This window comes from Mucilaginibacter sp. CAU 1740, assembly GCF_039839285.1.
Lineage (GTDB): Bacteria > Bacteroidota > Bacteroidia > Sphingobacteriales > Sphingobacteriaceae > Mucilaginibacter.
In genome coordinates this window covers 71,474-97,246 of the sequence record NZ_JBDOQS010000008.1, presented here as the reverse complement: position 1 = coordinate 97,246, position 25,773 = coordinate 71,474, and the positions used below count along the sequence as shown (strand labels likewise).

The 25,773-nt window shown below is 43.9% G+C and carries 21 protein-coding genes and 1 pseudogene; 14 read left to right on the top strand and 8 right to left on the bottom strand.

The features are described from left to right. The first annotated feature begins 63 nt into the window (after positions 1 to 63). The 6 genes from AAFN85_RS17850 to AAFN85_RS17825 all read left to right on the top strand — a co-directional run bounded on the left by AAFN85_RS17850 (position 64) and on the right by AAFN85_RS17825 (position 3,868). Positions 64 to 1,098 carry an AI-2E family transporter gene (locus AAFN85_RS17850; RefSeq protein WP_347528968.1) on the top strand — a complete coding sequence of 345 codons (1,035 nt, stop codon included), beginning with the start codon at positions 64 to 66 and terminating at the stop codon, positions 1,096 to 1,098. Positions 1,099 to 1,262: 164 nt separating this feature from the next. Next, positions 1,263 to 1,529 carry a YtxH domain-containing protein gene (locus AAFN85_RS17845; protein ID WP_119406598.1) on the top strand — a complete coding sequence of 89 codons (267 nt, stop codon included), beginning with the start codon at positions 1,263 to 1,265 and terminating at the stop codon, positions 1,527 to 1,529. A gap of 59 nt (positions 1,530 to 1,588) precedes the next feature. After that, the gene (locus tag AAFN85_RS17840) at positions 1,589 to 1,939 is read left to right on the top strand and encodes a phage holin family protein (protein ID WP_347528967.1); all 351 of its coding nucleotides are present in this window, start codon (positions 1,589 to 1,591) and stop codon (positions 1,937 to 1,939) included. 3 nt (positions 1,940 to 1,942) lie between these two features. Further along, positions 1,943 to 2,389 (top strand): hypothetical protein, encoded by a 447-nt coding sequence (locus tag AAFN85_RS17835; protein WP_347528966.1) that lies wholly within the window; start codon positions 1,943 to 1,945, stop codon positions 2,387 to 2,389. Positions 2,390 to 2,876: 487 nt separating this feature from the next. After that, a complete protein-coding gene (gene trmB, locus AAFN85_RS17830; protein ID WP_347528965.1) occupies positions 2,877 to 3,536 on the top strand; it encodes a tRNA (guanosine(46)-N7)-methyltransferase TrmB in 660 nt (219 codons plus the stop codon). Then, a complete protein-coding gene (locus AAFN85_RS17825) occupies positions 3,536 to 3,868 on the top strand; it encodes an MGMT family protein (RefSeq protein ID WP_347528964.1) in 333 nt (110 codons plus the stop codon). The genes trmB and AAFN85_RS17825 overlap by 1 nt, the downstream gene beginning before the upstream one ends. 297 nt (positions 3,869 to 4,165) lie before the next feature. Here AAFN85_RS17825 and xrtN read toward each other — a convergent pair whose 3' ends face one another. From xrtN to AAFN85_RS17805, 4 genes and pseudogenes are all read right to left on the bottom strand, one after another. Next, positions 4,166 to 5,521 carry an exosortase N gene (gene xrtN / locus AAFN85_RS17820; protein ID WP_347528963.1) on the bottom strand — a complete coding sequence of 452 codons (1,356 nt, stop codon included), beginning with the start codon at positions 5,519 to 5,521 and terminating at the stop codon, positions 4,166 to 4,168. Continuing rightward, positions 5,502 to 7,999: pseudogene (locus tag AAFN85_RS17815) on the bottom strand (XrtN system VIT domain-containing protein). Before AAFN85_RS17815 ends, xrtN begins: the two are co-directional and overlap by 20 nt. Before the next feature lie 52 nt (positions 8,000 to 8,051). Further along, a complete protein-coding gene (locus tag AAFN85_RS17810; protein ID WP_347528962.1) occupies positions 8,052 to 8,354 on the bottom strand; it encodes a transcriptional regulator in 303 nt (100 codons plus the stop codon). After that, a complete protein-coding gene (locus AAFN85_RS17805; protein WP_347528961.1) occupies positions 8,351 to 8,968 on the bottom strand; it encodes a hypothetical protein in 618 nt (205 codons plus the stop codon). The genes AAFN85_RS17810 and AAFN85_RS17805 overlap by 4 nt, the downstream gene beginning before the upstream one ends. A 433-nt stretch (positions 8,969 to 9,401) precedes the next feature. On the opposite strand from AAFN85_RS17805, the gene AAFN85_RS17800 reads away from it, so the two are divergent. Continuing rightward, positions 9,402 to 10,220: a DCC1-like thiol-disulfide oxidoreductase family protein gene (locus AAFN85_RS17800; protein WP_347528960.1), complete on the top strand. Its 819-nt coding sequence runs from the start codon at positions 9,402 to 9,404 to the stop codon at positions 10,218 to 10,220. Between the two features lie 2 nt (positions 10,221 to 10,222). After that, the gene (locus AAFN85_RS17795) at positions 10,223 to 11,152 is read left to right on the top strand and encodes a TIGR01777 family oxidoreductase (RefSeq protein ID WP_347528959.1); all 930 of its coding nucleotides are present in this window, start codon (positions 10,223 to 10,225) and stop codon (positions 11,150 to 11,152) included. A 167-nt stretch (positions 11,153 to 11,319) separates the two neighbouring features. Here AAFN85_RS17795 and AAFN85_RS17790 read toward each other — a convergent pair whose 3' ends face one another. Both AAFN85_RS17790 and AAFN85_RS17785 read right to left on the bottom strand, forming a co-directional pair. Next, positions 11,320 to 12,312 carry an NADP-dependent oxidoreductase gene (locus tag AAFN85_RS17790; protein ID WP_347528958.1) on the bottom strand — a complete coding sequence of 331 codons (993 nt, stop codon included), beginning with the start codon at positions 12,310 to 12,312 and terminating at the stop codon, positions 11,320 to 11,322. Next, complete coding sequence (locus AAFN85_RS17785; protein ID WP_347528957.1) at positions 12,312 to 12,863, bottom strand: hypothetical protein; 552 nt, start codon at positions 12,861 to 12,863, stop codon at positions 12,312 to 12,314. The genes AAFN85_RS17790 and AAFN85_RS17785 overlap by 1 nt, the downstream gene beginning before the upstream one ends. Before the next feature lie 111 nt (positions 12,864 to 12,974). Here AAFN85_RS17785 and AAFN85_RS17780 point away from each other — a divergent pair, with 111 nt between their 5' ends. Continuing rightward, on the top strand, positions 12,975 to 13,880 hold the full coding sequence (locus tag AAFN85_RS17780) for a LysR substrate-binding domain-containing protein (RefSeq protein ID WP_347528956.1): 906 nt from the start codon (positions 12,975 to 12,977) through the stop codon (positions 13,878 to 13,880). Between the two features lie 162 nt (positions 13,881 to 14,042). Here the strand turns inward: AAFN85_RS17780 and AAFN85_RS17775 are convergent, their stop codons facing one another. Together AAFN85_RS17775 and AAFN85_RS17770 are read right to left on the bottom strand one after the other, a co-directional pair. Beyond that, the gene (locus tag AAFN85_RS17775) at positions 14,043 to 15,281 is read right to left on the bottom strand and encodes a hypothetical protein (protein WP_347528955.1); all 1,239 of its coding nucleotides are present in this window, start codon (positions 15,279 to 15,281) and stop codon (positions 14,043 to 14,045) included. After that, entirely contained in the window at positions 15,253 to 17,664 is a 2,412-nt protein-coding gene (locus tag AAFN85_RS17770) for a DUF2339 domain-containing protein (RefSeq protein WP_347528954.1), read from the bottom strand. Before AAFN85_RS17770 ends, AAFN85_RS17775 begins: the two co-directional genes overlap by 29 nt. 336 nt (positions 17,665 to 18,000) lie before the next feature. Here AAFN85_RS17770 and AAFN85_RS17765 point away from each other — a divergent pair, with 336 nt between their 5' ends. The 5 genes from AAFN85_RS17765 to tal all read left to right on the top strand — a co-directional run bounded on the left by AAFN85_RS17765 (position 18,001) and on the right by tal (position 25,753). Further along, positions 18,001 to 20,385: an alpha-L-rhamnosidase C-terminal domain-containing protein gene (locus tag AAFN85_RS17765; RefSeq protein WP_347528953.1), complete on the top strand. Its 2,385-nt coding sequence runs from the start codon at positions 18,001 to 18,003 to the stop codon at positions 20,383 to 20,385. Positions 20,386 to 20,859: 474 nt separating this feature from the next. Beyond that, positions 20,860 to 21,615: an ROK family protein gene (locus AAFN85_RS17760; RefSeq protein ID WP_347528952.1), complete on the top strand. Its 756-nt coding sequence runs from the start codon at positions 20,860 to 20,862 to the stop codon at positions 21,613 to 21,615. Between the two features lie 32 nt (positions 21,616 to 21,647). After that, positions 21,648 to 23,651 carry a transketolase gene (tkt, locus tag AAFN85_RS17755; protein WP_347528951.1) on the top strand — a complete coding sequence of 668 codons (2,004 nt, stop codon included), beginning with the start codon at positions 21,648 to 21,650 and terminating at the stop codon, positions 23,649 to 23,651. A 160-nt stretch (positions 23,652 to 23,811) separates the two neighbouring features. Then, complete coding sequence (gene rpiA / locus AAFN85_RS17750) at positions 23,812 to 24,516, top strand: ribose 5-phosphate isomerase A (RefSeq protein WP_347528950.1); 705 nt, start codon at positions 23,812 to 23,814, stop codon at positions 24,514 to 24,516. A gap of 148 nt (positions 24,517 to 24,664) precedes the next feature. Beyond that, positions 24,665 to 25,753 carry a transaldolase gene (gene tal, locus AAFN85_RS17745; RefSeq protein WP_347528949.1) on the top strand — a complete coding sequence of 363 codons (1,089 nt, stop codon included), beginning with the start codon at positions 24,665 to 24,667 and terminating at the stop codon, positions 25,751 to 25,753. Positions 25,754 to 25,773 lie beyond the last annotated feature (20 nt).

Below are 25,773 nucleotides of genomic sequence, written 5' to 3'. Positions count from 1 at the left end.
ATAACGCTGAAACTTTTGGCGTTCTTTTTGCTCTAAGCAGCAGGTATTAATACATCAACCTAAATGTCAGTCTTTAACTATAAGCAACGCAATAATATAATCCTTACAAGCATCATTATATTAGGGTGCTTTTTACTGTACGCGCTTAGCGGGCTTTTCAGTTCCATACTCGGCGCAATTGTACTCTATACTATTTTCAGACCGCTTTATCTCAACCTTGCCGAAAAACGTGGATGGAACGGATCATTGGTAGCATTGCTCATCATTTTTCTCTCGCTTATAGTTATTGTTATTCCGTTTTTAACGCTGAGCATTATGGTGGTGGGCAAGATCTCTTCCATCAATATCAAAGATTTGCCCATTGATCAGTGGACAACCAAAATAGATGCCTTCGCGGCAGCAAACCTTAACCAGCCCCATTTGGCCGAAGATACCCTTCAAAAATTAGGTGGTTTTGCTACCGGTTTGTTCCCTACCATAATAGGTAGCGCTGCCGGTTCGCTCATTACCTTACTGGTATTGTATTTTATACTGTATTTTATGTTTACGCAAATGCGTGATTTTGAGGCTGGTTTGCTCAAATACGCCCCTTTTAGGGAGCAGCACGCGTTAAAATTTGCCAATGCCCTACGCGATTCTACCTATTCGAACGTTTTAGGACAAGGGATCATAGCGCTTACACAGGGGATTTTATTGGCCGTGGGATTTTGGATCTTTGGCATTCCCGACCCAATTTTTTGGGGCGTTATTGCTATCTTTATTTCGTTTTTACCTGTGGTTGGCGCGCCGACGCTCTGTATTCCGGCAAGTATCGTTCTTTTTGCCCAAGGGCACAATTGGCAAGGTGTATTATTGCTGGCCTACGGTTTATTGTTTATTGGCAACATCGATAACTTTTTGCGCATGATCATAAACCGCCGGGTAGCCAATACGCACCCTATTATATCCATTATTGGAGTTTTTATAGGTTTGCCGCTTTTTGGTATCTTGGGGTTAGTGTTCGGGCCGGTATTGTTATCGTATTTTTTACTGCTGATGGAAATATACGAAACCAACCGCCTTGCGGCCGACAGGCTTGAGCGCATTAACAGCATATAACGTTAAGCGTACAGCGCTGAACAGTTTTGTGAACACCATGTAAAAATTAAAGGCCTGGGTAAAAGTTAATTTATACTTAAATAAAAATAAATGGGCCAAATGCACATATTTGGCAGGATATTTACGAGTAACTAATCAAGTGTTCAACTTATAATTATATTACAATGAACGATAATTCAAAAATAGTTGTTGCATTACTGGCCGGCTTAGCGGCCGGGGCAGCTTTAGGCATTTTGTTTGCGCCTGATAAAGGCAATGAAACCCGCGATAAGCTTAGCGAATCGTTAAAAAACCTTGGCGAATCTATTAAAGATACCGCTGCTGCCGAGATCGATAACCTTGTTGGTTTAAAAGACAAAGTTGTTGAAAATATCAAAACCAAAATTAAAGGCGCCGAAGAAGAGTACCAGGACGATCTGGAACACGCCTAAATATCTTATACCCAATCCCGGGCATAGCGGTGCTATGGTCGGGATATACAACCTTACCTATGGAAGAGAAAAAAGATACTACACCACCAGTACCACCTATTATTGAACAATTAAAAGAATATGCCGAGATCCGGTTTAAGCTTTTAAAATACGAAGCAATTGAAGGCGGCACATCCATTTTAGCAAGTATTATTGCCGATTTGGTTGTTGTGATCAGTATGGTGCTGGCCTTTTTATTTGCCAGTGTTACGCTTGGTTTTTACCTGGCCACTTTATTCCATTCGTATTGGGCAGGGTTTGGATGCGTAGCTGTTTTGTACTTTTTGATAGCCATGTTTATCAAGATATTTAAACGGAGCCTCGAAAGGCCGCTTATCAACATCTTTATTCAAAAAATATTTAAAAGATAAACCATGGATCTTCACATCTCTAACGTAAGCGATCTGCAGGCCGAAATATTCAGGCTCAAGGCCCTCGAAAAGGAGCAAGCCATCGCTCTGAAGGCAAGGGTAAATAGCCCATCAGCTATCTTTTCAACTGCTTTAACATTATTTCCGCGTTCAAATGATAGCGATGCTATTAAAGGCACCAGTATTTTCCACCCGGATATGCTGAACCTGGTATCACGGTTTATCCTCCCGCTGGCATTAAATAAAACGCTGTTCAAACATTCTAATTTTTTGGTAAAAACCCTGGTTGGTTTGGTATCGCAAAAAGCGTCAAACTACGTAAGCGAAGAAACCGTAACCGGCGTTTGGGATAAAGCCAAAGCACTATTTGCCAAATTCACCAAAAAGAAAGAGGATAAGGAATTTAAACCGGCACCGTATGTAAAACCGGTTGGCGGAGCGGCGGTATAAGGTATTTTACCATCTACATTAAAAAAATCGAGTAATTGCTTTGCTGTTTGCAAGGCAATTTGTGTTAATGGCATATAGGTTCTCTCTCAGTCGTCATTGCGAAGTACGAAGCAATCCCCGACTGTACGGGGCAGATTTGCTTAGCCCCTCTGCCTCTTGGGGATTTTTCGTATCTACCCATGACAAGTTTAAAATGGGTGTCATGCTGAGCATGTCGAAGCATGGTGGGTGGGGCCTCTGCGCGCTACTCTTCGATAAGCTCAGAGTGACCGGCCCGTCCGCAAATGTCATATCTCCTTCAGAGGCCTCGGCTTTTACTCACTCGCAATGACGCGGGGGGAATTCTTCAATTCGTGTAATTCGTTTTAATTACTCAACGCCACGCAAGGCATTCGTGTTAAAAATCAATTCGCTAAATCACTCTACTGTCTAAATCATCGGTTTTAAATAATTTCAATACTTTTGCGCTTTATTTCAGAAAATTAAAGTGGGAAAAGATAAGTTAAGGCGCTTTGCCGAAATTGAAACCTTTAGTAACGTATTGCAGTTAGATGCCGGCAAGCCATTTATAGGCCAATGGAGTCGTGAGTTTTTTAAAAACGATAACCCTGTAGTACTTGAACTGGCCTGTGGTAAAGGCGAATACACCGTGAACCTTGCCCGCTTGTTCCCCAACAAAAACTTTATAGGTATCGATTATAAAGGCAACCGCATTTGGCGCGGTGCTAAAACCGCTATTGAAGATGGTGTACCTAATGTTGCCTTCCTCCGGATCCAGATAGAAAACTTGCTCGATTATTTTGCCGCCGGCGAAGTTGACGAGATCTGGATCACCTTCCCCGATCCGCAACCGCAATTAAGCCGCGAAAAAAAGCGATTAACATCTCCGCGCTTCCTTGATAAATACATCAGCATCCTTAAACCTGGCGGCTTCGTTAACCTTAAAACAGATAACGATGGCTTACATGCTTACACTGCCGAAAAGATTGAAGAACTGAAACTAAACCTCCACGTTAAAACTGAAGACCTATACCATTCAGAACATGCTGATGAGGTGCTCTCGATCAAAACTTACTACGAGAAAAAATATTTAAAAGATAACAAGAACATTAACTACCTTAAGTTTTCATTTCCCGAAAACGCCTGATGGAGGATATTAATTTTTTTGAAAAAGTGTACCAGGTTGCCCGGCTCATTCCGGTAGGGCGGGTAACATCATATGGTGCTATTGCTGCTTATCTTGGTACCAAAGGTTCATCGCGTATGGTAGGCTGGGCCATGCAGGCAGCAGGTGGTGCTAAGCCGCCGGTTCCGGCGCATAGGGTTGTGAACCGGGTTGGACTGTTAACTGCTAAGGGCCACTTTGGCGGTAACCGTATGGCCGAGATGTTGGAAAGTGAGGGAGTGACGGTAGTTGATGATCAGGTGCAGAATTTTAAAACTGTTTTTTGGGACCCGATGGTGGAGTTGGCGTTGTGAGTGATTAAACCACATCATTGCGAGCGTAGCGTGGCAACCGCACGGAGGCTGAGCCGCCCTGTATAGCATGCGATTGCTTCGTGCCTACCCATGACAAGTTAAAAATGGGAGTAATGCCGAGCTTGTCGAAGCATGGCTGACAGGGCCTCTGCGCACGACCCTTCGACAAGATTAGGGTGCCAGGCCCGCCCGCTAAATGTCATATACTCCTTCAGAGGCCTCAGCTTTTATTACTTAGAGGGACAGACCATCCCGCCTGATGTCATCGGCTCTTACTTCCCGCAATGATATAAGTTTTTACCGCGGCATCTCCGGCAAGCTCCCAACCTCCTCCCACAAAGCCTTTTCACTCCCGGCGTTTACATTCACCAAATAAAAAAGCTTTCCACCTTTTGCCGCATTCCATCGCCATTCAAATTCATTAATGGTTTTAAGGTTGCCGTTATCAAACCACCAGGCCGCGTAAATTTTATCTTTTGCTTTGGTGAGGATGCCCGAATAAACCTGCCTTCCGGCTATAACCTGTTTTTTGATCTTGCTGAAAACATAACCGCTGCCTTGCCAGCAGATCATTGGGTCGTGCTCAGGGCAATAAAAAGGTGAGGGTTTTACATATACCAGCGCGCCCGCTTTCTCAAACTTCACCACACCACTTTCCAGTACATTTTTTTGATAGCCGCTTAGGTTGATATTGCTTAGGGCTTTATCGCTTAGCTCGTTGGTGGTTTTAATATTAAAGCTAACAGCGAGTAATAAAACAGCGAGGATAAAATGCATCAAAGGATAGCGAAGATCATCGGGCACCAGGCGGATGGTGTTATGAAAACGAGGATCGGTGTAAGGCTTTTCGCTTCGTTTTAACACAAATGTATAAAGGCCCAACAGGGGCAATACCACATAAACCAACAGGCAGACGATCCCGGTAAGATCATGCATCATCGTACCCGCCAAAATTTTGAAAATAACCAGCAGCAAAATACGGCAAAGGTTGCACGCTATGTTTAAAGCAAACGTAAACACCAACAAAAACAAACCCCACACAAGGTGCAATTGCTTTGCCGTTTGCCGCTGGTAATGGGCTATCATGAACAGGCCTATCATGAATGATGTAGCCAGCATATGCAGACCGGCACAGGCCTGATCTACCGAAAATTCTGAGCCTTTAAGTTGAATAATGTTGCCCGAGGCATGCGCATCTGTACCCATCAGGTTAAGTATGTTAGCAGCCACCTCGCTTAGCCAGATCCTGAGCGGGAAGCTGAATGTATTGCTGATGTATTCAAACGCGGGCGAGATAAGCAGCAGCAACAGGAACAGCACCGGACTGATCTTCCCCTTCAAATTTTCAACAAATAACAACCCGCAAAACAGCACCGCCAGGAACAGGTTGGTTTTAACAGGGAAACGGAGCGCGATAATAGTAAACAATACCGCCGGTATTAGATACCGCAATGAAAACCCGCCGCGCTTTACCTTACATATATAAGGTACCAGAGCAAGGCCGAGCAGCATTTCTGCATCCCACTTAAAATAAGTGAGGCATAATTTTAACGCTATACCTATATATATTAACCAGCAGCTGTTTATAACAAACCGGCTGCCGGTTAATTTAAATGGCGCGTACTCCTGCAAATTATAGCTCCGGCTGAACATGTTTGTTTTTATATACCAAAAAGTTAATAACCCCTAATACCACCAAAATAAGCAGCCACTCGCCAGGCTCGGGTACCGCGCCGGATGATTGGGTCGATGCGTTTTGAAGGCTGTTCTTGTTTTCATCAATGCCGAAGCGTTTATAATCATCCTGGCTTTCCAAAACAATCAAACTCGAGACCGGCGAGGCGATAAAGGCCTGGTTTGCCTCATCAATAATATCGGGTTGCAAATAGGTTTTATCAAAATAATGCGGACCGACCTTTTTCATAATATCATTGTAAGCGAACAGGCGCAGCAAGTGATCAGGCGCGCTACCAGTTTTTAAAGTGTCGGCAGTTTGCGCTATCATCAAGCCCGATTGGGCAAGCACAACATGTTCTGGATCTTCCTGCGGATTGGTAAACTGGTGTTTAGTCAGCCGGTTTTGCAGGGTTGCCATATCGCCTTCGTTATAAATAAACACCCGCATCTCCTTCAATGCTTTTAAGTAGGGCGTTAAGCTGTTGCCGATGTTATATACTTGTAGCGGCGCGGCTTTAGGGAGATAAGCGGTAAGCGCTTTCCCAAATTCCGATTCATCAAGATCGTGCAGATTTGGTGAGGTTTCGGCACATTTGGTAATGAGCAAGGAGCTTTTGGGATGTTTGATCTCGTTAACCGGGAACATGCTGAAATTGAGTTTTCTCATCCTGGTTAAAACAGCATCGCGATCCTCGTCGGTTAATTTTTCCAGCTTACCATCGTAGTAATACACTTTTTTGTTTTTGATAGCGGGCCAAAGCTCGTTGAGCTCGTTTGATGTCCAATCGGCATTCAGATCCAGATAGATCCGCTCGGGATTAAAAACCGAGGTTTGCGGTTGGTAATCTTTTAATTGATAACTATGGCCGGCAAAAGTAAAAGGCGTACCGGCAAGGGGAGGAGCTTTAAAGGTGATCTCTTCATCGGGTTGATAATACCTGTCGGCTGTGTAAACACCGGCGCTTGTTTCGTTATAGTTGGGCATGTTTAGGCCTTCGGGCTTTTTGCTGAATGATACCTGAATGCCCTCGGTAGCATCTTCGGCAGTTGGGCCGTCAAAATAAGTACTCTGATAACTAAGCATATCGCCCCGCTTTAACAGCGGACTGGTAATGCCCACTTTAAACTTCCTATTTTCCTGTGTTGTGCAGGGAAAATGCGCACTGATACGGTATTGCCTTCCTGCCAGTGTAGCACCGAAGGATCCCGCTGTTCAACGCCTACAACCTGGTGATAAGCAGAATCGGCTTTGCCTTTGGTGGTAAGTCTTGATCTCTCTTCTTTACCATCTATCCATAATGATAACGAACTTACTACCGAACCTTCCGCAATATGGAAAGTGTAAATGGCCTCGCCCCTTGCCCACCAACCGTACTCGGCGCTGTTGCGTATTGTTAATGTTTTTTCAGTGTAAGCCAAACGGTATTCGGGAAAGATCTGTACGTTGGTAATTACATTGGCGGTGCTTAACTTATCGCCATTCCATAAACGCTCCTGCGCCTGGTGGCGTGAATCGTACATGGCCTGTAATATTTTGATCCGCTCGCTTTCATCAAGGTTAAGTTCTCCGCCAAAAACACTGGCTATCACCACAAAGGGATCGTGTTTCTTTTGCTCCCCGAACGTAAAATGATCCAGATCCCTCCACAACCAATTATCGTTCAGGTTAGCTGTTTTGTAAACTATACCGGCTTTAATGATCTTTTCGGCCAGGGCATTTTTGGGAATGTTTTGGGCTATTACCATCCAATTGGGCAGCTTACCCTGTGATAAGGTGTTATGGTTGATGGCTAGGTTAACCTGTTTATTAATACTTTTCCATTGCCATATAAAAATGCCGCAAGCTATGATGGGAACTAATAACCCTGCAGCAAAAGCCACTTTTAACGACAGGCTTCCTTTTAAAGATTTTTTGAGGGTGATGATGGTTGCTATAGCCAACCCCGCCGGCACAAAAACATGCAACGAAAAGCCTAATGCTATAGCAGCAAACACACCCAAAATGTATATAGATGTTAGGTAAACGCCATAATAAACAAACAGCATTAGGGCTATCCCTAACAAAAACACTGTAGCATGTTTGCTAAACCGGCTCAGCTCGTCTATAAAAACAGAAAGGATAAGCGCGATGCATGATACCCAGATCACTACACAAAGCCAGGTTACCGACTGGTCGAAAACATTCATGCTGCGGTTTAGGGAAAAGGCGCTGATAAACCAGAGTACCAATAGCAGCACCCAATAGTGCAGCCGTTTAAACCCTTTGTAAATCACCATAAATAAAAAGCTTAGCGATGCCAGGTAATTGATACAAAAGGCCCCGAAAGCGTTTCCCTCCGTCAATGTAAAAAGGCCGAACTCTTCAATACAGAAGAGCCCGGCAGATATAGTGATTAGGATTAGGCCTGTTTTAATAACATTGTCTTGTGATATGATGGCTCGGATGTTTTTCATTTTTATTTAATTAAAAGTACTTTGTATTTCAAAGTTTATAGATAAAAAAAAATTATAGTTTTTGTTGTTTGATCAAATTTTCGAGGGCGAGGAGGTGCAGCCTGAATGCCGCCCGGCCTTTTTCGGAGGCGAGGTAACGGGTGTTGGGCTTGCGGCCGATAAAGCTTTTTTGCACCAGGATGTACTCCTCCTTTTCCAACGCTTTAAGGTGCGATGCCAGGTTGCCGTCGGTAAGATCGAGTAATTCTTTAAGCGAATTAAAATCATAACTTTCGTTGGCAACCAGTACGCTCATAATTTGCAGGCGGATCCGGTTTTCAAAAGCTTTATCAAACTGTTCTAATGATATATTCACTTATCGTATTTAAAATGCATTACTGTACCATAAATAATGTGGAGCAGGCCAAAACCCACCGTCCAGAATATTAAGCCGTAGCCCGGCATTACAGCACACAGCAAACCTAATAAAATCTCCAATATTCCGAGGCTCATAACTCCCGAATAGGTATAATGACTACCCGAAACCAACGACAAGCCGTAAAAAATCAGCGTAGTTGGCGCCACAACACCGTAGTAACCACGGTAAGTAAGTATCATCGTAAATATACCGCCACTTATTAGCGGGATAGCCATATTAACTAACAAACGTTTACTACCGGTGTTCCAGAATGGCTGCCCGTTGCGCTTAGCTTTGCGGATAGAAAGCCAAACACCCGTACCGATAGAAAGAACAAGCACGGCCACAGCAACTAAAAACAGCTTTACTATCAATAGCTCTTCATTATAGGTATGGCGATGATAGAGCGCTGCATATTCATCCTGTAGCAGCACATATCCAACACCTGCACCAATTAAAGCGTAAACCCCGGCCAAAACGCCCGAAAGCCCGCTAAGTGAAATAAACTTGGCCGACCGCTCCATCAAATCCCTGATGGAGCTTAACTCTGCATGAATGTCTTGTTCTTTCATCAAAAGTACTTTGTTGTTCAAAGTTAGTTATTGAAATTGAATTTGCAATAGGGGAGGGAAATATTTTTTTATGGGGATTACACCGATTGTTTTTTGATTACACCGATTATTTTCAGAACCGGGATTTGGGGGGATTTAGGGATATCAGGATTTTCTGCTTTCTTTTTGTCTGCCCCCCAATTTGGGGGGATTATGAGAATTTATTGAATTTGCTTAGCATTCTGTTGATCCTCTAAATTCCTTAAAATTCGAGTTCAGACCAAATCCGCTCACCAATCCAGGTTCATATAATACTTAGTTAATCCAAAACCCGATTCTCTTTCTTCCTTCCTGACTCTTGCTATCTTGAATCTATTCTCAAGTAATTTTATTTTCAATAAATACTGAAAGTTTAAAATATATTGTATATTTGTTTCAGAAAACATTGAAAGTTATGAAAACGCTCAATAACCACATGATCCTGTTTGATGCCGAGTGCCCCATGTGCAGGGTTTATACCAACGCGTTTGTAAAAACCGGCATGCTTGATAAGGATGGTCGCACGGCTTATCAAAGCGAAAACGCCACCGCCTGCCCTGTTTACGACAGGCAACGCGCTGTTAACGAAATAGCCCTCATCAATCTCGAAAACGGGGAGGTAACTTACGGGGTAAAAAGCCTGTTTAAAATTATTGCCAACAACTGGCCGGTATTCGCGCCGCTTTTTGCCTTTAAACCTTTTGTTTGGTTGATGAGCAAGGTATATGCTTTTATATCATACAACCGACGGGTTATTATCCCCGCCGCCGAAACCGGCTTTGAATATCAGCCTACCTTTAAACTACACTACCGTTTGCTGTATCTGTTATTTACCTGGTTTGGCACCGGCTTTATCCTTACTGCTTATGCGCACCTGCTGGTAGGGATGGTACCGCTCGGCAACCCTTACCGCGAATACATGATCTGCGGCGGGCAGATCCTTTTCCAGGGAGCAGCCATCTGCAGTTTCGACCGCCGCAACCTGTGGACTTACCTCGGTAACATGATGACCATCTCTTTTGCCGGTAGCTTATTGTTGCTGATGGGATTACTGGTTAGCCACTTTGTACAACTCAACACCCTTGTTTACACCCTTTACTTTATGGCTGTCGCCGGGCTAATGTTTTTAGAACACATCCGCCGTACCAAATTGTTGGGGCTGGGTTGGGTACTTACCGTTACCTGGGTAACTTATCGTATTATATTATTAGTACTTATTTTAAAACTGAACTAATTATGAAAGCTTATAAAAAAATAATACTTGCGGGCGGTAATGGTTACCTTGGCACGGTGCTGGCAAAATACTATCGTGATCTGGCCGATGAGGTGATCATCCTGGCCCGCAAACAAAAACCGGTTGACGGGAATATCCATACCGCCCTTTGGGATGGCGAAACCGAAGCAGGATGGACGGTACACCTCGCCGGTGCTGATATGCTCATCAACCTGTGCGGCAAAAACGTGAACTGCCGCTATACCGAAAAAAACAAACGCGAGATAGTCCATTCAAGGGTTGCGCCTACCCAATTGCTGGGCCGCGTAATCAGCAAAATGACCGATCCACCTAAACTGTGGATCAACCTGAGTTCTGCCACTATCTACCGCCATGCCGAAGACCATCCGCAGGATGAGGAAACCGGCGAAATAGGTTACGGCTTCAGTATTGATGTGTGCAACATTTGGGAAAAAACCTTTTTTGAGGCCAATACGCCGCATACCCGCAAGGTTGCCCTGCGCATGGGGATTGTTTTAGGCCGCAGCGACAGCGTTTTCCCCCGTCTGCTCAACCTGGCCAAAATGGGCCTCGGCGGGCAGCAGGGCGATGGTCAACAACATATGGCCTGGATACACGAGCACGATGCCGCCCGCAGCACCCAATTGCTGCTTGACCATCCCGAACTACAAGGCGTATTCAACTGCACCGCCCCCAACGGCGAAAAGAATGCGGATATGATGCGTATTATCCGCAAAGCCTACGGCGCACCGTTTGGCCTACCTGCGCCTCAGTGGTTATTGGGCATAGGCGCGGCAGTCATCGGTACCGAAACCGAACTGATATTAAAAAGCAGATGGGTGATGCCCAAACGTTTATTGGATAGCGGTTTTAAATTTCAGTTTGAAAAGGCTGAACATGCGGTGCATGATATTTTGAGTATCAGGGGATAAAATAAGCACGCAAAGCCGCGAAGGCGCAAAGATCGGTAGGACAGTACACATGTCATTGAGGAGAGGATCGGGAATTGCTTGGGGCGACGTGGCAATCGCATACTATACAGAGCGGTTACGCTTCCGTACGGTTGCTACGCTGCGCTTAATCACATTTATGTATAAATTCACACCCTCACTATCATCTTTCCCTCATTCCGCCCATTAAACAAACCAATAAATGCCTCGGGAAGATGATCAAAACCATCTATGATCGTTTCAGCAAATTGCAATTTCCCAGCTGTGATCCATTGCTGCAGCTGGACTATCCCTTCGGCAAAACGATCGCGATAATCGGCGATCAAAAAACCCTGGATCAGTAGTTTTTTATAAACCACTAAGGGTAGTAACCGAGGGCCGAAGTTTACATCCGTATCATTATAATCGGCTATCGAACCACAAACAACAACCCGTCCGTAATTATTCATCCGGCTGATGACACTATCCGATATTACACCTCCAACGTTATCAAAATAAATATCCACGCCATTGGGGCAAAACCTTGCTACTTCATCGGCAATGCTGGGTGTGTTTTTATAATTGATGCCACCGTCAAATCCCAATACAGATCGCATCCATTCCACTTTGTCATTACTTCCGGCAATGCCTATTACACGACAGCCCATCAGTTTACCTATCTGCCCGGCAATACTGCCTACCGCACCCGCCGCTCCCGATACTACCATTGTTTCGCCGGCTTTGGGTTTGCCGATATCTGCCAAAGCGAAATAGGCGGAGAGACCGGTTGTTCCCAATACGCCGAGATAATTGCTTAGCTGAAACCCTTTATTATCGAGTATGCTTATTCCCTCGCCGTTATGAACCAGGTGCTCGCGCCATTCAAAAAAACTGATCACTTTATCACCCGGATTGAAACCAGGATGCTTTGATTCCATAACTTCGGCAATTCCGCGCGAGTACATTATATCTCCGGCATAAAGCGGCGGCTGGTGCCCTCCCGACATTTTGGCCCGAAGGTATGGATCTACAGAAAAATACAGCGTTTTAAGTAGTAGCTGTCCGTTTTGAATTGTAGGCAGCACTTCAACGACCATAGTAAAATTGGCAGCCTGCGGTATTCCTACCGGCAGGCCCGCCAGTTTAATTACTTTGCTTTTCATTAAATACCATAGTTACCGGTTAACGCTTTCAGTTCGATACTTTTTGCAAACAGTGGGGTTTCTTCGTGATTGTGCACATCAGAAGCAGACTGGCGAGCGGCGGCGGCTTGTGCCAATGCTACGCCGTGTTCTTTAATAAAATCTAAAAACTCGGGAGTGGCGGTGGCGTGGATCTCGTTGGTGTATTCGCAGGTATTAGCATCAATAGCAGTGGCTTTAAGCTCCCATAATACCTGCACTTTGGTACGTCCGTTTTTACCAATGGCGTCGGATACCGAAAGCATACGGCAGTAATCCGGGCGGTGCTCTGTGGCAACATAGTGTTGTACAATTAAAGCATCGCCGATCATTTCTACGTTGATTGACATTGGCTGACCATCCGGGGTACGGGTAAAACCGGCGGCGATGTGGTTAACAGAGCATTTTTGGTATTCGGCATCGGGCAGGTTAAAAAGCCAGTCGGCAATGTTTACTTTTTCTATTGGGGCGTTGATGATGGCTTTAACTGTTGAGTGTGATAAAGCGTTTTGGGGTGTTTGTTGAATTTCCATGATCTTGTTTTTATTTGTTGAACCAAAGTTCAGCGATAAAACTTAATCGTCTAAACTCTATTTTTCGATATACTTCATCGAAAAAACCGATCAAGTATCCTATCTTTAACTATGGAACTTCGCCAGTTAAAATATTTCATCAAAGCCGCCGAACTGCAAAATTTCACAGACGCCGCCGCTGGTTTATTCATCACCCAAAGCACCCTATCGCAACAAATAAAACAACTGGAAGATGAATTGAAGCTGCCCCTGTTCGACCGGATTGCTAAGCGGGTAAGGCTAACAGAAGCCGGCAAAACGTTTTTACCCTACGCCCGCAAAACTGTAAAAGATGCCGAAGATGGCCGCGACCAGCTTAAAGATTTGTTAAACCTGCAAACCGGCAGCCTCACAGTAGGCGTGACTTACGGCTTAACCAATCTACTGGCCAAAGCCGTGTTGGATTTTAATACCAAATACCCCGACATTAAATTGCAGATAGGTTTCGGCACTACGCAGGATTTGATGATTAAACTGGAAAACGGGCAATTGGATATGATGCTATCTTTCAGTCCCGAGCAGCAAACGGCCGTCATCCAATCCGAAAAAATATTTTCATCGTGTTTGGCCATTATTGTGCATCATGATCATCCGCTGGCTAAAAAGAGGTATATCAATATCAAGCAGCTTAATGAAGTCCATTTGCTGCTGCCCTCGGCGGGGTATAGTATCCGTAATTATCTGGATAGTGTGTTACAGAAACACGGGGTAACGCCTGATATAAAAATGGAAGTAAATGACATCCATATGCTTTTACAACTGGTTGATACGGGCAGATGGGCCACTATATTAATGGGGTCGTCTGCTTTTAACCATCCGGGACTTAAGGCAGTTAAAATAACAGGCGAAGAGATGACCCGCAACGCTACCATTGCCTGGCCAGCCAATGCCTATCGTAAGCGTTCGGCACTTGCGCTGGTTGAGTTTTTGAAAACGCATGCTACAGATTATCATGTGAATGAGCATGCGCAGGAATAATTATTTATTTCTATCCGCAAATTGAGAAGTGTTTATAAATCATGCCATTGCGAGGAGCTGGCCCGAGGCGGTGCGATGGCGCGACGTGGCAATCGCATACTATACAGGGAGGCTATGCTTCCGTGCGATTGCCGCGCTGCGCTCGCAATGACATAAAATGATTTATTCCTGCCCCTCTTTCTTCTTCACCTCTTTAGTCATCTTCAAAGTTAAAAACAACAATACCCCAAGCGCCACTACAATTGCCGCCCAGATCAACGGGGTACGATCAGGTTTAACCTCCGTAACTTTTACCTCATAACCCTCGTTCTTAACCACTGCATCATGCTTAATAGCGGGGATATTATCCTTAATACTATCGGTAAAAAACTTCAGGTCATATTCGGGCGCTACTGCCGATGAATCGCCCGCCAACAGCCGATAATTTTGTTTGGCTTCGAGGTAACTAACCAGGTACTCGTCGGATTGAAAAGCGGTAACCTCGCCAATACTTAGCGGCGGATTATCACCGTTGTTGATCTCGATAAGCAAATGGTTTGATTTCGCCGCAATGAGCAGATCAGGTGTTTTGGTTGATGACAGTTCGGCCTCGCTGATGAGTTCTTTGCCGTTGTTCACAAACTGATGAACAGTTATACCTCGTTTATAATATTTAGGCGCGCTGATGTTCAGGTGCAGGCGATTAACTTGGTAATTATCATTTAGCTGGATATCAACAAAAGTCATCCGGTTGCTATCGGCCCTAACAACTTTAACAGGTGTGATTGGTGTATAAGCTTGCGCCGCCGAAACGTATTCGGTATAAACCCCGGCTTGCAAAAACTTGATGGGGTTTTTATTTTTATCGTTAACCTGTATTTTTAAGTAACGGTAATTACTCGCCGGGAAAAATAATGATTGCAGGTAAGTGCCCTCGCTGTTTTGCACAGCCTCCTGCAAAGGAATATCCTCCTGTATGGCAAACCATTGGTTCAAATCGTCGCTGCCCAGCAGGTTTACTTTGCGTTTAACGGCAGTGTTTTGCAGGCGGATCCATAGCCTATCCAGCGCCAGGCCGGTTTTATTTTCAATGGTAAAGGTTGTGCCGGTATCAGCAGTTGAGCGAGCAGATATCACCGGGAAAACCACAAAACTTTTCTGGCTTTTTTGCGGAAGGCTGCCGGCTTGTACATAGGGCACAAAATTGCCTTTGGCATCGGCAATGCGAATGTCGGACAGATCAGGTTTGGCTTTAGCTACCAACGCGGGTTGCAAAGCGATGCGGTAAAAGCCCGTACTGTCAATTTTTTGTAGCGGTGCTTTGTATTTAAAGTTTTTTTGTGCCGATGCGGATAATATAGGTCCGCAGAGCAACAGTAGCAAAAACGAGAACTTATTCATTTTTCTTAGCCTCCTCTTCATCGGCAGTTTTTTTGGCGGTTCGCTGGTACATAAAGGCCACAATAAGCAGCAATACGCCCAAACAAAAGAAAGCCACAATTTTGCCCCAAACCGGGATGTTTTTAATATCAAACAAAAACAATTTTACTAAAGTAAGCGAGAACAGGGTTAACGAAGCCACACGCATCATACGTTGCTTATATTTCATCCCCAGCCACATCAGCGCGAAGGAGAGCAGTCCCCAAAGGATAGGCAAACCGGTTTTAATATATACTGTTTCGATCCTATCAATTGAGTGCACCTGGCCATAAAACAACAGGTTACTCATCAGGCTTACCTCTAAACTTAAAAACACCACTACCATTACGCTTAAGCCCCAAGTAAATAAACCTATAGCGCCCGTACTTTGGCTTTTCCGGCTTAACATAATTACCCGGTAAAGTAACAGTCCAACAAATACGGCACCTATCCAATGTATCATAAAATGACTTGCGGGCACTTTCCTGGTTTCGAGCATTACATGTTGCAGATCAAAAAATTGCGGGGTTAATAACAGGTAAACCACAATGCAAATAAGCAACAAGCCGAGTTTCAGGTTTTCGGTAAAATTGATGACCGCTATTTTAAAGGACACGATATAGTAAACAAACACAAACGCCGGCGTATATACCATCATATATAATGTATTCAAATCGGTATAAGGGAACCTGTTCAGGAACTGGTGATTGATCTCTACCAATCCGCTTAAAAACAAAAGGATCAACCCGGTTATGCTGTACACACGTTTATCTACTACAATGCCGCCTTTGTTTTCGGGTGTATCTTTAGCCGCTAAAACCGCCAGCAGGAACGAGCTAACCGCTGCGCAAAGTGTAGTTATAAATCCTTTGTTGGCAATGATGGTGAGCGTTGCAAAAGCGTTACTATAAATCTGGTACCAATCCATCAGTAAACTCAACAGCATGGCTATCCATAGCAATAGCGAAGTATATTTCATTAAGCCGATGCTCGATTTTTGGTATAACCAGTACAGCAACACCGCTTCCGAAGCCCAGAATATGGTAATGCTATGCCCATGCAATTGAATAGGCGCAGCCAGCGAAATAAAGGTTAAAGTTATACCGATAAGCAGGTACAATATATTGGTATCCACCTTGCGGTTGCGGAATAGTATATATGATAGTATAAGGTTCACCACCGCCAAACTCACGCAAAACAATCCCCTGAATTGTTCCTGGTGCATAACCGTAAGCAGGTATAAACCTGCTGAGAAATACAACCCGGTATTCAGCAATAGGATGGTAAAATCTGAAGCGATGAATTTTTTATTCTCGCGCACATTGTTGGCCACGTTAACCGCGAAGAACAGCACATAAAATATACTGGCAAACACAAACCCGGTACGATAAGCAGCAGGCGGCAAAACGTAAAGCACGGATGAAAAAACAATCACCGTAAACCCGAACGATACAATATTGAGCACCCGCCAGGCTTTAAAGTAAGCCATAACTAATAAACCGGTATTCAATATCAGCAGGTAAGTTAACAGGCCGCTGTAATTGGCGCTGCCGTTGCTCGCCATAAACGGACTGGCGAAGCCGCCTACCAAAGCTATCACGGCCAGTTCCTGCTTGTCATACAATAATGACAAGGCCACGGCGAACATGGTGATCACAATTAAAATAATGAATGCCGTAGTTTGGCTAAACAAATGAAACTGCTGAAAAGCCAGCGTTATGGTAAAGTAAAACACGGCCAAACCACCGCCAACCAGCACTGAACTAAAGGCCTTATAACTATTCCGCAACCAATGCGCAATCGCTATTAAAATACCACCGCAAACTATACCAACACCTACGCGGCCAACCAGACCAATCCAATCGTTATCAATAGCGTATTTAACAAAGAAGCCGATGGCCAGCACCAAAATGGCGATACCGATTTTGTTGATCAGATTTTCACCGATAAATTTTTCCAGATCGGGATGGCGCTCAAAAAACGATGGTTTGGGTTCGCGGGGTTTGGCAGGTTCAAAATCGCGGGTTTTTATTGGGCGATGGATTGGCGAAAGGCTATCTTCAATAACCTCCAACTGTCGCTCAATTTCTTCGGGATGAAGTGGTTTTGGTTTTACTTCAGCCTCAACTACAGGACGTGGAGCTATAACAGGCTCGGCCGGGATAACCGGCGGAGGTTCGCTGATTACAGGTTTAGGAACTTCTGCTTTTTTAACTTGCTCGCGGGTTTCTTCAACCGGCGGGCGGGTTAATTTAAGCTGCTCTATAAGGTTGCGTAATTCAAATAATTTATGATCGAGGTCTCTGATCTTATTGTTTAAACTGCCCTTGTGGTTCAGCATCATAATGATCACCACAATCAGTAAAACGACCGCTAATACATCCATAGTTTTAGGTTTGTGAAAAATAAAGGTAACAGAAATATGAATTAAAACGGCATTTGAGTGGATAGCGCAGGGAAAATAGCTGCACTACTTTTGTGATGATAGAGAGAAATTTCTACACGAATTTGTTCGAATTAGCGAATTAAACGAATTTGCTTTGCGACCGGAATTTGTGTAATTCGATTAATTGTGTACGCCGCGCTAAGCATTCGTGTGAAAATTCTTCACAATTAGCCAAGCAATCAATTTGAACAATTGGAATAAATTGTAAATAACACACTAATTATTCGTGACTAAAATTTAATTTAGCCTTACACCACCTGTAACCCACCTAATTTCATGAAAGCAGTTTTAAAAGGATTCTTCTTTATCGCGTTCCTGTTGTTGATCAATACAACCTTTGCGCAAACCATCAACCCTGCATTACTTCATGGGCCATGGAAAGCATCATGGATCACCGCTGCTGATGAAGCACCGAGAGATTATGGGGTTTATTATTTCAGGAAAAACATTGAGCTTTCTACAAAGCCATCCACATTTGTAGTACACGTATCTGCAGATAACCGTTACAAACTCTACGTCAACCAAAAACTGGTTTCATTAGGCCCCGCCCGCAGTGATACCTATTATTGGAATTATGAAACGGTTGATCTGGCACCCTATCTATCCTCAGGAAAAAACATCATTGCCGCCGAAGTTTGGAACGATGGCGATTACCGCCCCGAAGCACAGATCTCGCTGCAAACCGGTTTTATTATGCAGGGCGATACCCCAACCGAAGAGATCATCAACACCAACAAAACCTGGAAAGGCATCCGCGATAAAGCTTTTAAACCTATTACCGGTATTGGCTGGCACCCCTATTATGTGGCCGGGCCGGGAGAACGTTTGGATCTGAATGTATCTATAAAAGGTTGGGACAAACCCGATTTTGATGATAGTGCATGGAAAAACGCTACCCGTATTGATGCCGGTAACCCAAAGGGAACCGTGAATGCCTTTGGATGGATGCTGGTACCCACACCAATCCCATCAATGGAAATGAAATTGCAGCGGATTGAAAAGCTACGTAAAGCAGATGGTGTTACCGTGCCATCCTCGTTCCCTGCAACACAAACCGCGGTTACTATCCCGGCCAATACAACAGCTACCTTAATACTCGATCAAACTTATTTAACCAATGCTTTTGTTACCCTCAACTTCAGCAAAGGCAAAAACGCGGGCATTGGCATCAGTTATACTGAATCATTATTTACAACTTTAACTGGCCCGGGCGGGCATGCCAAAGGGAACCGGAATGATGTTGACGGAAAGATTTTTGTTGGCAGGAGGGATAGTATCATATCCGATGGCGCATCTGGGAATAGTTTTACCACATTAACCTGGCGAACCTTCCGCTATATCGAACTAAAAATAACTACCCAAAACGAGCCCTTGGTTATTGATGATATCTACGGTACGTTTACAGGCTACCCATTCCAGATGAATGTCAAACTGGAAACCGGCAACCCTGAAATCCAACAAATGCTGGATATTGGCTGGCGCACCGCCCGCCTCTGTGCTGTTGAAACTTATATGGATTGCCCCTATTATGAGCAACTACAATACGTGGGCGATACCCGCATCCAGGCATTAGTATCATTTTACAACAGCGGCGATGACAGGTTGGTTCGCAACGCCATTAACCAGATGGATCATTCCCGTTTGGCAGAAGGCATAACGCTGAGCCGTCACCCTTCATTTTCTCCGCAGGTGATCTCCACGTTTTCGTTATGGTATATAGGTATGCTGCACGATTATTGGATGTACCGTCCCGATAGCCTTTTTATAAAAGATAAACTGGCAGGTGCACGCGATGTGCTTAACTTCTTCGCCAAATATCAACAGGCAGACGGTTCTTTAAAAAATACCCCATACTGGACATTTGTTGATTGGGTGAACGATAAAGGCTGGGATTTTGGCCAGGCACCCAAAAGCGCAAAAGGAACATCGGCAATTTTAGATCTTCAACTGATGTGGGCATACCAGCAAGCAGCTCAAATGGAAGCTAAAATGGGTATGCCGGTATTTGCCGCAATGTATAAAGCTAAAGCCACCCAGTTAAAAGCAACTATTCAGCGTAAATATTGGGATGCAGGCAAAAAACTTTATGCCGATACTGAAGATAAACAGCTGTTTTCTCAACATACCAATTCAATAGCCCTGTTAGCCGGGATGCTTAATAGCAACGGCGAGCACGACCTCGCTTTGAAATTATTGAATGATACTTCCCTCACCAAATGCACCATCTACTTTAAATACTATCTGCACCAAGCCATGACTAAAGGTGGTTTGGGCGATGATTACCTGAACTGGCTCAGCATCTGGCGCGATAATATTAAAATGGGCCTCACCACCTGGGCCGAGATCTCCGATCTTGATCATAACCGATCTGATTGCCATGCCTGGGGGGCAAGTCCTAATATTGAGTTTTACCGAACGATTTTAGGGGTAGATACTTATGCGCCCGGTTTTAGCAAAATAAAGATCGAGCCGCATTTAGGGTCGATCAAAAATATCAGTGGCGAGGTACCTCATCCCAATGGGAAAGTGGTTGCCAAATACGCATTGGTTAATGGTAAATGGAATGTGAACGTTAATCTACCCAAAAACACAACCGGCATTTTTGTATGGAAAGGGAAAACTTTTCAGCTTAAAACAGGTAGTAATAATCTGATGATTTGATAATGTGATTGGATAAAAAACGAAATAGTGTAGAAAATCACCTGTAGATACGAGGCACCTACGGAGCCAAAAACTTTGTGTGTTCGACGCTATAAACACGGTACTCCTACGGAGTTTTAAAAAACATGGTTTGTCACCCCATAGGGGTATCGTGTTTATAGTATTGAATTAAATGAATTTAAGGCTCCGTAGGTGCCTCGTATCTACAAGCGGATTCAACCTTGTTATTTGATAAAACCCGCACATGTTATTAACATTTTGCCTTAATTGCATTGATTTTGCCACGCATAAGTAAAATACGGTTAAAAATTGCCCTGGTGAACAAAAGCTGTTCTAACTTTACTTTTGTTGCCTTAGGGCAAATTGATTTTATCGCACGATTTAACAATTTGATATTATTAAAAATGTGATATTTATGCGCTGGCCAATAATTGAATATAACAACTTACTAACCAGCTAAATAAATTAAGCTAAATGAAAAATACGCCATCTCAGTTAAGAGTTCTTTCAATCGATATCGGTGGTTCGCACATTAAAGCCACTATCCTCAATAAAAAAGGCGAGTTAAAAATGGAATATGATAAAATTCCTACCCCTGCGCCCGCTAATCCTGATAATGTAATTAAGGCTATCAATACGCTGGTAAAAGATTTTCCGGCTTATGATAAAATTTCGGTTGGCTTTCCGGGCTATGTTAAAGATGGCGTTGTAAAAACCGCACCTAACCTGGGTACTGATTTTTGGGCCGATGTTGACCTGAGCAAAAAACTGGAAAAATCATTAGGCAAACCAACGCAGGTTGTTAACGATGCCGATATGCAGGGCCTTGGCGTTGCATCTGGCAAAGGACTTGAAATGGTGATCACCTTAGGCACCGGATTTGGCACCGCTTTGTTAATGAACGGTCATTTATTGCCTCACTTCGAGCTATCGCACCTGCCAATAAAAGAAGGCATGGACTATGATGACTACATAGGCGACAGGGCTTTAGATAAAGAAGGCAAGGAAAAATGGAACAAGCGCATGAAGAAGGTTTTCAAAATACTGAAAACCGTATTTAACTACGATACTTTATATATTGGCGGCGGCAATTCAGATAAGCTTGACTTTAAGCTGGATAAAAACATGAAAATTGTTACCAATGCCGATGGTATAAAAGGCGGCGCAAGGCTTTGGCTTACCGAAGAGGAAAGCAAAACCAAACGCAAAGTTGCTACCCCTACAGAATAAGTAAAACATTAAACATACAATACCTACAGATAATGGAAAACACAAAAGACATAGAAAAATTGGCAATCGATACCGTAAGGGTACTTGCTGCCGATGCGGTTCAAAAAGCAAATTCTGGTCACCCTGGTACAGCGATGGCCTTAGCGCCGATGGGCCACGTTTTATGGACAAAGTTTTTAAACTACAACCCTAAAAATCCGGATTGGGCAAACCGCGATAGGTTTATCCTTTCGGCTGGTCACGCCTGTATTTTGCAATACAACTTTTTGTATTTAACCGGCTATGATCTTTCGTTAGATGATATCAAACAATTCCGCCAGCTGAACAGCAAAACTGCCGGTCACCCGGAATATGGTTTGGCTCCGGGTATTGAAGTAACAACCGGTCCGCTGGGCCAGGGTTTTGCCAATGCTGTAGGTTTTGCTATTGCACAGAAACATTTGGCTGCACGTTATAACAAACCCGGTTTCGAGCTGTTCAACTACAACATTTATACTATTTGCAGCGATGGCGATTTGATGGAAGGTGTAACTTCCGAAGCCGCTTCATTGGCCGGTCACCTGCAATTGGGTAACCTTATTTACTTATATGATGATAACCACATCTCTATCGAGGGCAGCACTGATATTGCCTTTAATGAAGATGTAAGCGCACGTTTCCGCGCATACGGCTGGCATGTACAGGACTTGACAGATGTGAACGATACCCATGCTTTAGAGCTGGCTTTGATCAACGCTAAATCTGAAACTCAGAAACCATCATTTATCCGCGTTCGCTCATTGATCGCTTATGGTAGCCCTAATAAATCGGGTACTGCCGGTTCACACGGTTCGCCGCTGGGTGCTGACGAAATTAAACTGGTAAAACAGTTTTTCGGTTTCGATCCTGAAAAATCATTCAATGTACCTGATGAGGTATTGGATTACTACCACAAAAAAGGCGCGCGCGGTGCATCGGCCGAAGAAAAATGGAACAAACTATTTGCCGATTACAAAGCTAAATTCCCTGAATTAGCTGCCGAATACGAAGCCGCCGCCAAAGGTGAACTACCGGCAGGATGGAAAGATAAACTGCCTGTATTTAAAGGCTCTGACCCTAAAATGGCAACCCGCCAGGCATCTGGCAAAGTGTTGAACGCTATCGCGCCTGCATTGCCTAACCTGATTGGTGGCGCGGCCGACTTAGCCCCATCAACTGAAACAAACTTAAAAGAATACGATTCATTCACATCAGAAAACCGTGGCGGCCGCAATTTCCACTTCGGCATCCGTGAGCATGCAATGGGTTCAGCCTTGAACGGTATGGCTTTAACCAAAGGTTTATTACCATTTGGTGCTACCTTCCTGATGTTCTCTGAATATATGCGCCCGCCGATCCGTTTGGCAGCCATCATGAAAATCAACCCGATTTTTGTTTATACCCACGATAGTATTGGTTTAGGCGAGGATGGTACTACCCACCAGCCTATTGAGCAATTGGCTTCACTGCGCTCTATTCCTAACTTAACGGTGATTCGCCCGGCAGATGCTAACGAAAGCGCGCATGCATGGCGTGTAGCTATCGAGAAAAAAGGCGGCCCAACTGTATTGATCTTCACCCGCCAGGGCTTACCAATTCTTGATCAGGATAAATACGGCAAAGCCGAAAACCTGGAAAAAGGTGCTTATGTGCTATCAGAAGGCAGCAAAGGTCCGGACCTGATCCTGATCGCCACCGGCTCGGAAGTGGCATTGATCATGGAAGCACAAGCTAAATTAGAGGCAGAAGGTATCTCAACCCGTGTGGTAAGTATGCCATCGTGGGAGTTATTTGAAAAACAGGATGAGGCTTACAAAGAGTCTGTATTCCCTAAAGCAAGCAAAAAACGTTTAGCTGTTGAAATGGCATCGCCAATGGGCTGGCACAAATACATTACCGACGAAGGCGACATGTTAGGCATGACCACCTTCGGCGAATCGGCCCCGGCAGAAGAGTTGTACAAACACTTCGGCTTTACTGTTGATAACGTTGTTAAAAAAGCAAAAGCTCTTTTGTAGAGGCAAGAAATCAAGAGTCAGGAATCAAGATAGGGGAAGATTTCTTCTTGTATCTTGATTCCTGATCTCCTGACTCTAAAAAATATACATTACGGATCCAATAGTCTTGAGTTAAGTTTTCTTCTTGTCTCTTGATTCTTGACTTCCTGACTCTTAAAAAATGAACTGGAACAGCAACCTGATAAATAACCTGGAGTGGGCCGATAAGATCATCAATATAGAAGGCAAACAAAAGGTGGCGGCCGAGATTGCCGCTAAAGTTAAGGATGGCGATATTATAGGTGTTGGCTCTGGCTCAACATCGTACCTGGCTTTGGTGGCCATTGCCCAAAGGGTTAAAGACGAAAAGCTGAATGTAAAGGCTATCCCAACTTCGGTAGAGCTTTCGATGTTTTGCGCCAAGCTGGGTTTGCCTGTTACATCACTGTACGAGCATAAACCCGATTGGCTTTTTGATGGCGCCGATGAGGTTGATCCGGATAAAAGCCTGATCAAAGGCAGGGGCGGGGCCATGTTTAAAGAGAAATTATTGATCAGTTCGAGCGCTATTAGCTATATCATTGTTGATGAATCAAAAATGGTTAATAAATTAGGCGCGAAATTCCCGGTACCTATCGAGGTTTTCCCACAGGCTTTGCCTTATGTTGAAAGGGAACTGAAAAGTTTAGGGGCTACCGAAATAGCGATAAGGCCGGCAAAAGGCAAAGATGGGCCGATAATTTCAGAAAACGGCAACCTGGTGTTGGATTGCAAATTTGACGAGATAGGGAAGAGTTTTGAAAAGGATATCAAATCAATAACAGGCATAATTGAGAGCGGTTTATTTATAGGCTACGAGCTTAATATAGTAATGGCCGCTAATTGATGCCATGTTAACAAAGTATGATATAAATCTTACAATTAACGGCTCAGTTATTAAGAACTTTACATAACAGATCGATTTGGTAGCTAATTTTACTACCTTCATCGCGCTAAAAAAAATTTAATTAAATCACACAAAAACAAACCCTATTATGGCAGCAAATAACGTAGCTCAGATACATGGTTTCGGTCAGAGCATCTGGCTTGACTTTATTGACCGCGAGATCATCTCTTCAGGAAAACTTAAACAATTAATTGATGTTGACGGCGTACGCGGCGTTACCTCAAACCCTGCAATTTTTGAAAAAGCTATCAGCAGCAGTTCTGATTATGATGCCGATATCGCTGCATTAAAATCTGAAACCGATAACGAGAAATTGTTTTTCGAGATAGCTGTTAAAGATATCCAGGCCGCTGCCGATCTGTTTAAAGGTGTTTACCAGGAATCGAACAAAGTTGATGGTTATGTAAGCCTTGAAGTATCTCCGTTTTTAGCATTAGATACTGAAGGCACTGCTAAACAAGCCGAAGAACTTTGGAAAAAAGTTGATCGTGAAAACGTAATGATCAAAATCCCTGGTACTAAACCAGGTTTGGCTGCTATCCAGCAATCAATTGCAAAAGGTATCAACATCAACGTTACCTTATTGTTTGGCTTAGAGCGTTACGAAGAAGTAACTGAAGCCTATATCGCTGGTTTGGAAGAGCATTTAGCCGCAGGCCACAAAATCGCGCACATTTCATCAGTAGCAAGTTTCTTCCTGAGCCGTATCGACGTTGTTGTTGATCCGATCCTGGAAGCTAAAGGCGAAAAAGAATTATATGGCGAAGTTGCTATCGCGTCAGCAAAAAAAGCTTACGAAATTTACAAACGCGTATTCAGCAGCGAAAGATGGCAAAAGCTTGCCGACCAGGGCGCTCAACCACAGCGTTTGCTTTGGGCAAGTACAGGAAGCAAAAACCCTGCATTTAAAGATACCAAATACGTAGAAGCTTTGATCGGCCCGGATACTGTTGATACCGTTCCGTTGGAAACTGTTGACGCTTTCCGTGATCACGGTGTTGCCGCTAATACATTAGAAGCTGGCTTGGATAAAGCTACTGAGATCCTGGCCAAATTACCTTCATTAGGTATCGACCTTGCTGCTGTAACACAACAGTTAGAAGATGAAGGCATCGAGAAATTCAACAAGCCTTTCGAAAAGCTGTTGAACGCCATCGAAGAGCAAAAAAATAAATAATAAATTGAGAGTATTAAGTT

Excerpts from the sequence above, each read along its gene's own strand:
- AAFN85_RS17850 (WP_347528968.1), top strand. The coding sequence starts at position 64 with ATGTCAGTCTTTAACTATAAGCAACGCAATAATATAATCCTTACAAGC.
- AAFN85_RS17845 (WP_119406598.1), top strand. The coding sequence starts at position 1,263 with ATGAACGATAATTCAAAAATAGTTGTTGCATTACTGGCCGGCTTAGCG.
- AAFN85_RS17840 (WP_347528967.1), top strand. The coding sequence starts at position 1,589 with ATGGAAGAGAAAAAAGATACTACACCACCAGTACCACCTATTATTGAA.
- AAFN85_RS17835 (WP_347528966.1), top strand. The coding sequence starts at position 1,943 with ATGGATCTTCACATCTCTAACGTAAGCGATCTGCAGGCCGAAATATTC.
- AAFN85_RS17825 (WP_347528964.1), top strand. The coding sequence starts at position 3,536 with ATGGAGGATATTAATTTTTTTGAAAAAGTGTACCAGGTTGCCCGGCTC.
- xrtN (WP_347528963.1), bottom strand. The coding sequence starts at position 5,521 with ATGTTCAGCCGGAGCTATAATTTGCAGGAGTACGCGCCATTTAAATTA.
- AAFN85_RS17805 (WP_347528961.1), bottom strand. The coding sequence starts at position 8,968 with ATGAAAGAACAAGACATTCATGCAGAGTTAAGCTCCATCAGGGATTTG.
- AAFN85_RS17800 (WP_347528960.1), top strand. The coding sequence starts at position 9,402 with ATGAAAACGCTCAATAACCACATGATCCTGTTTGATGCCGAGTGCCCC.
- AAFN85_RS17795 (WP_347528959.1), top strand. The coding sequence starts at position 10,223 with ATGAAAGCTTATAAAAAAATAATACTTGCGGGCGGTAATGGTTACCTT.
- AAFN85_RS17790 (WP_347528958.1), bottom strand. The coding sequence starts at position 12,312 with ATGAAAAGCAAAGTAATTAAACTGGCGGGCCTGCCGGTAGGAATACCG.
- AAFN85_RS17785 (WP_347528957.1), bottom strand. The coding sequence starts at position 12,863 with ATGGAAATTCAACAAACACCCCAAAACGCTTTATCACACTCAACAGTT.
- AAFN85_RS17780 (WP_347528956.1), top strand. The coding sequence starts at position 12,975 with ATGGAACTTCGCCAGTTAAAATATTTCATCAAAGCCGCCGAACTGCAA.
- AAFN85_RS17775 (WP_347528955.1), bottom strand. The coding sequence starts at position 15,281 with ATGAAGAGGAGGCTAAGAAAAATGAATAAGTTCTCGTTTTTGCTACTG.
- AAFN85_RS17770 (WP_347528954.1), bottom strand. The coding sequence starts at position 17,664 with ATGGATGTATTAGCGGTCGTTTTACTGATTGTGGTGATCATTATGATG.
- AAFN85_RS17765 (WP_347528953.1), top strand. The coding sequence starts at position 18,001 with ATGAAAGCAGTTTTAAAAGGATTCTTCTTTATCGCGTTCCTGTTGTTG.
- AAFN85_RS17760 (WP_347528952.1), top strand. The coding sequence starts at position 20,860 with ATGAAAAATACGCCATCTCAGTTAAGAGTTCTTTCAATCGATATCGGT.
- tkt (WP_347528951.1), top strand. The coding sequence starts at position 21,648 with ATGGAAAACACAAAAGACATAGAAAAATTGGCAATCGATACCGTAAGG.
- rpiA (WP_347528950.1), top strand. The coding sequence starts at position 23,812 with ATGAACTGGAACAGCAACCTGATAAATAACCTGGAGTGGGCCGATAAG.
- tal (WP_347528949.1), top strand. The coding sequence starts at position 24,665 with ATGGCAGCAAATAACGTAGCTCAGATACATGGTTTCGGTCAGAGCATC.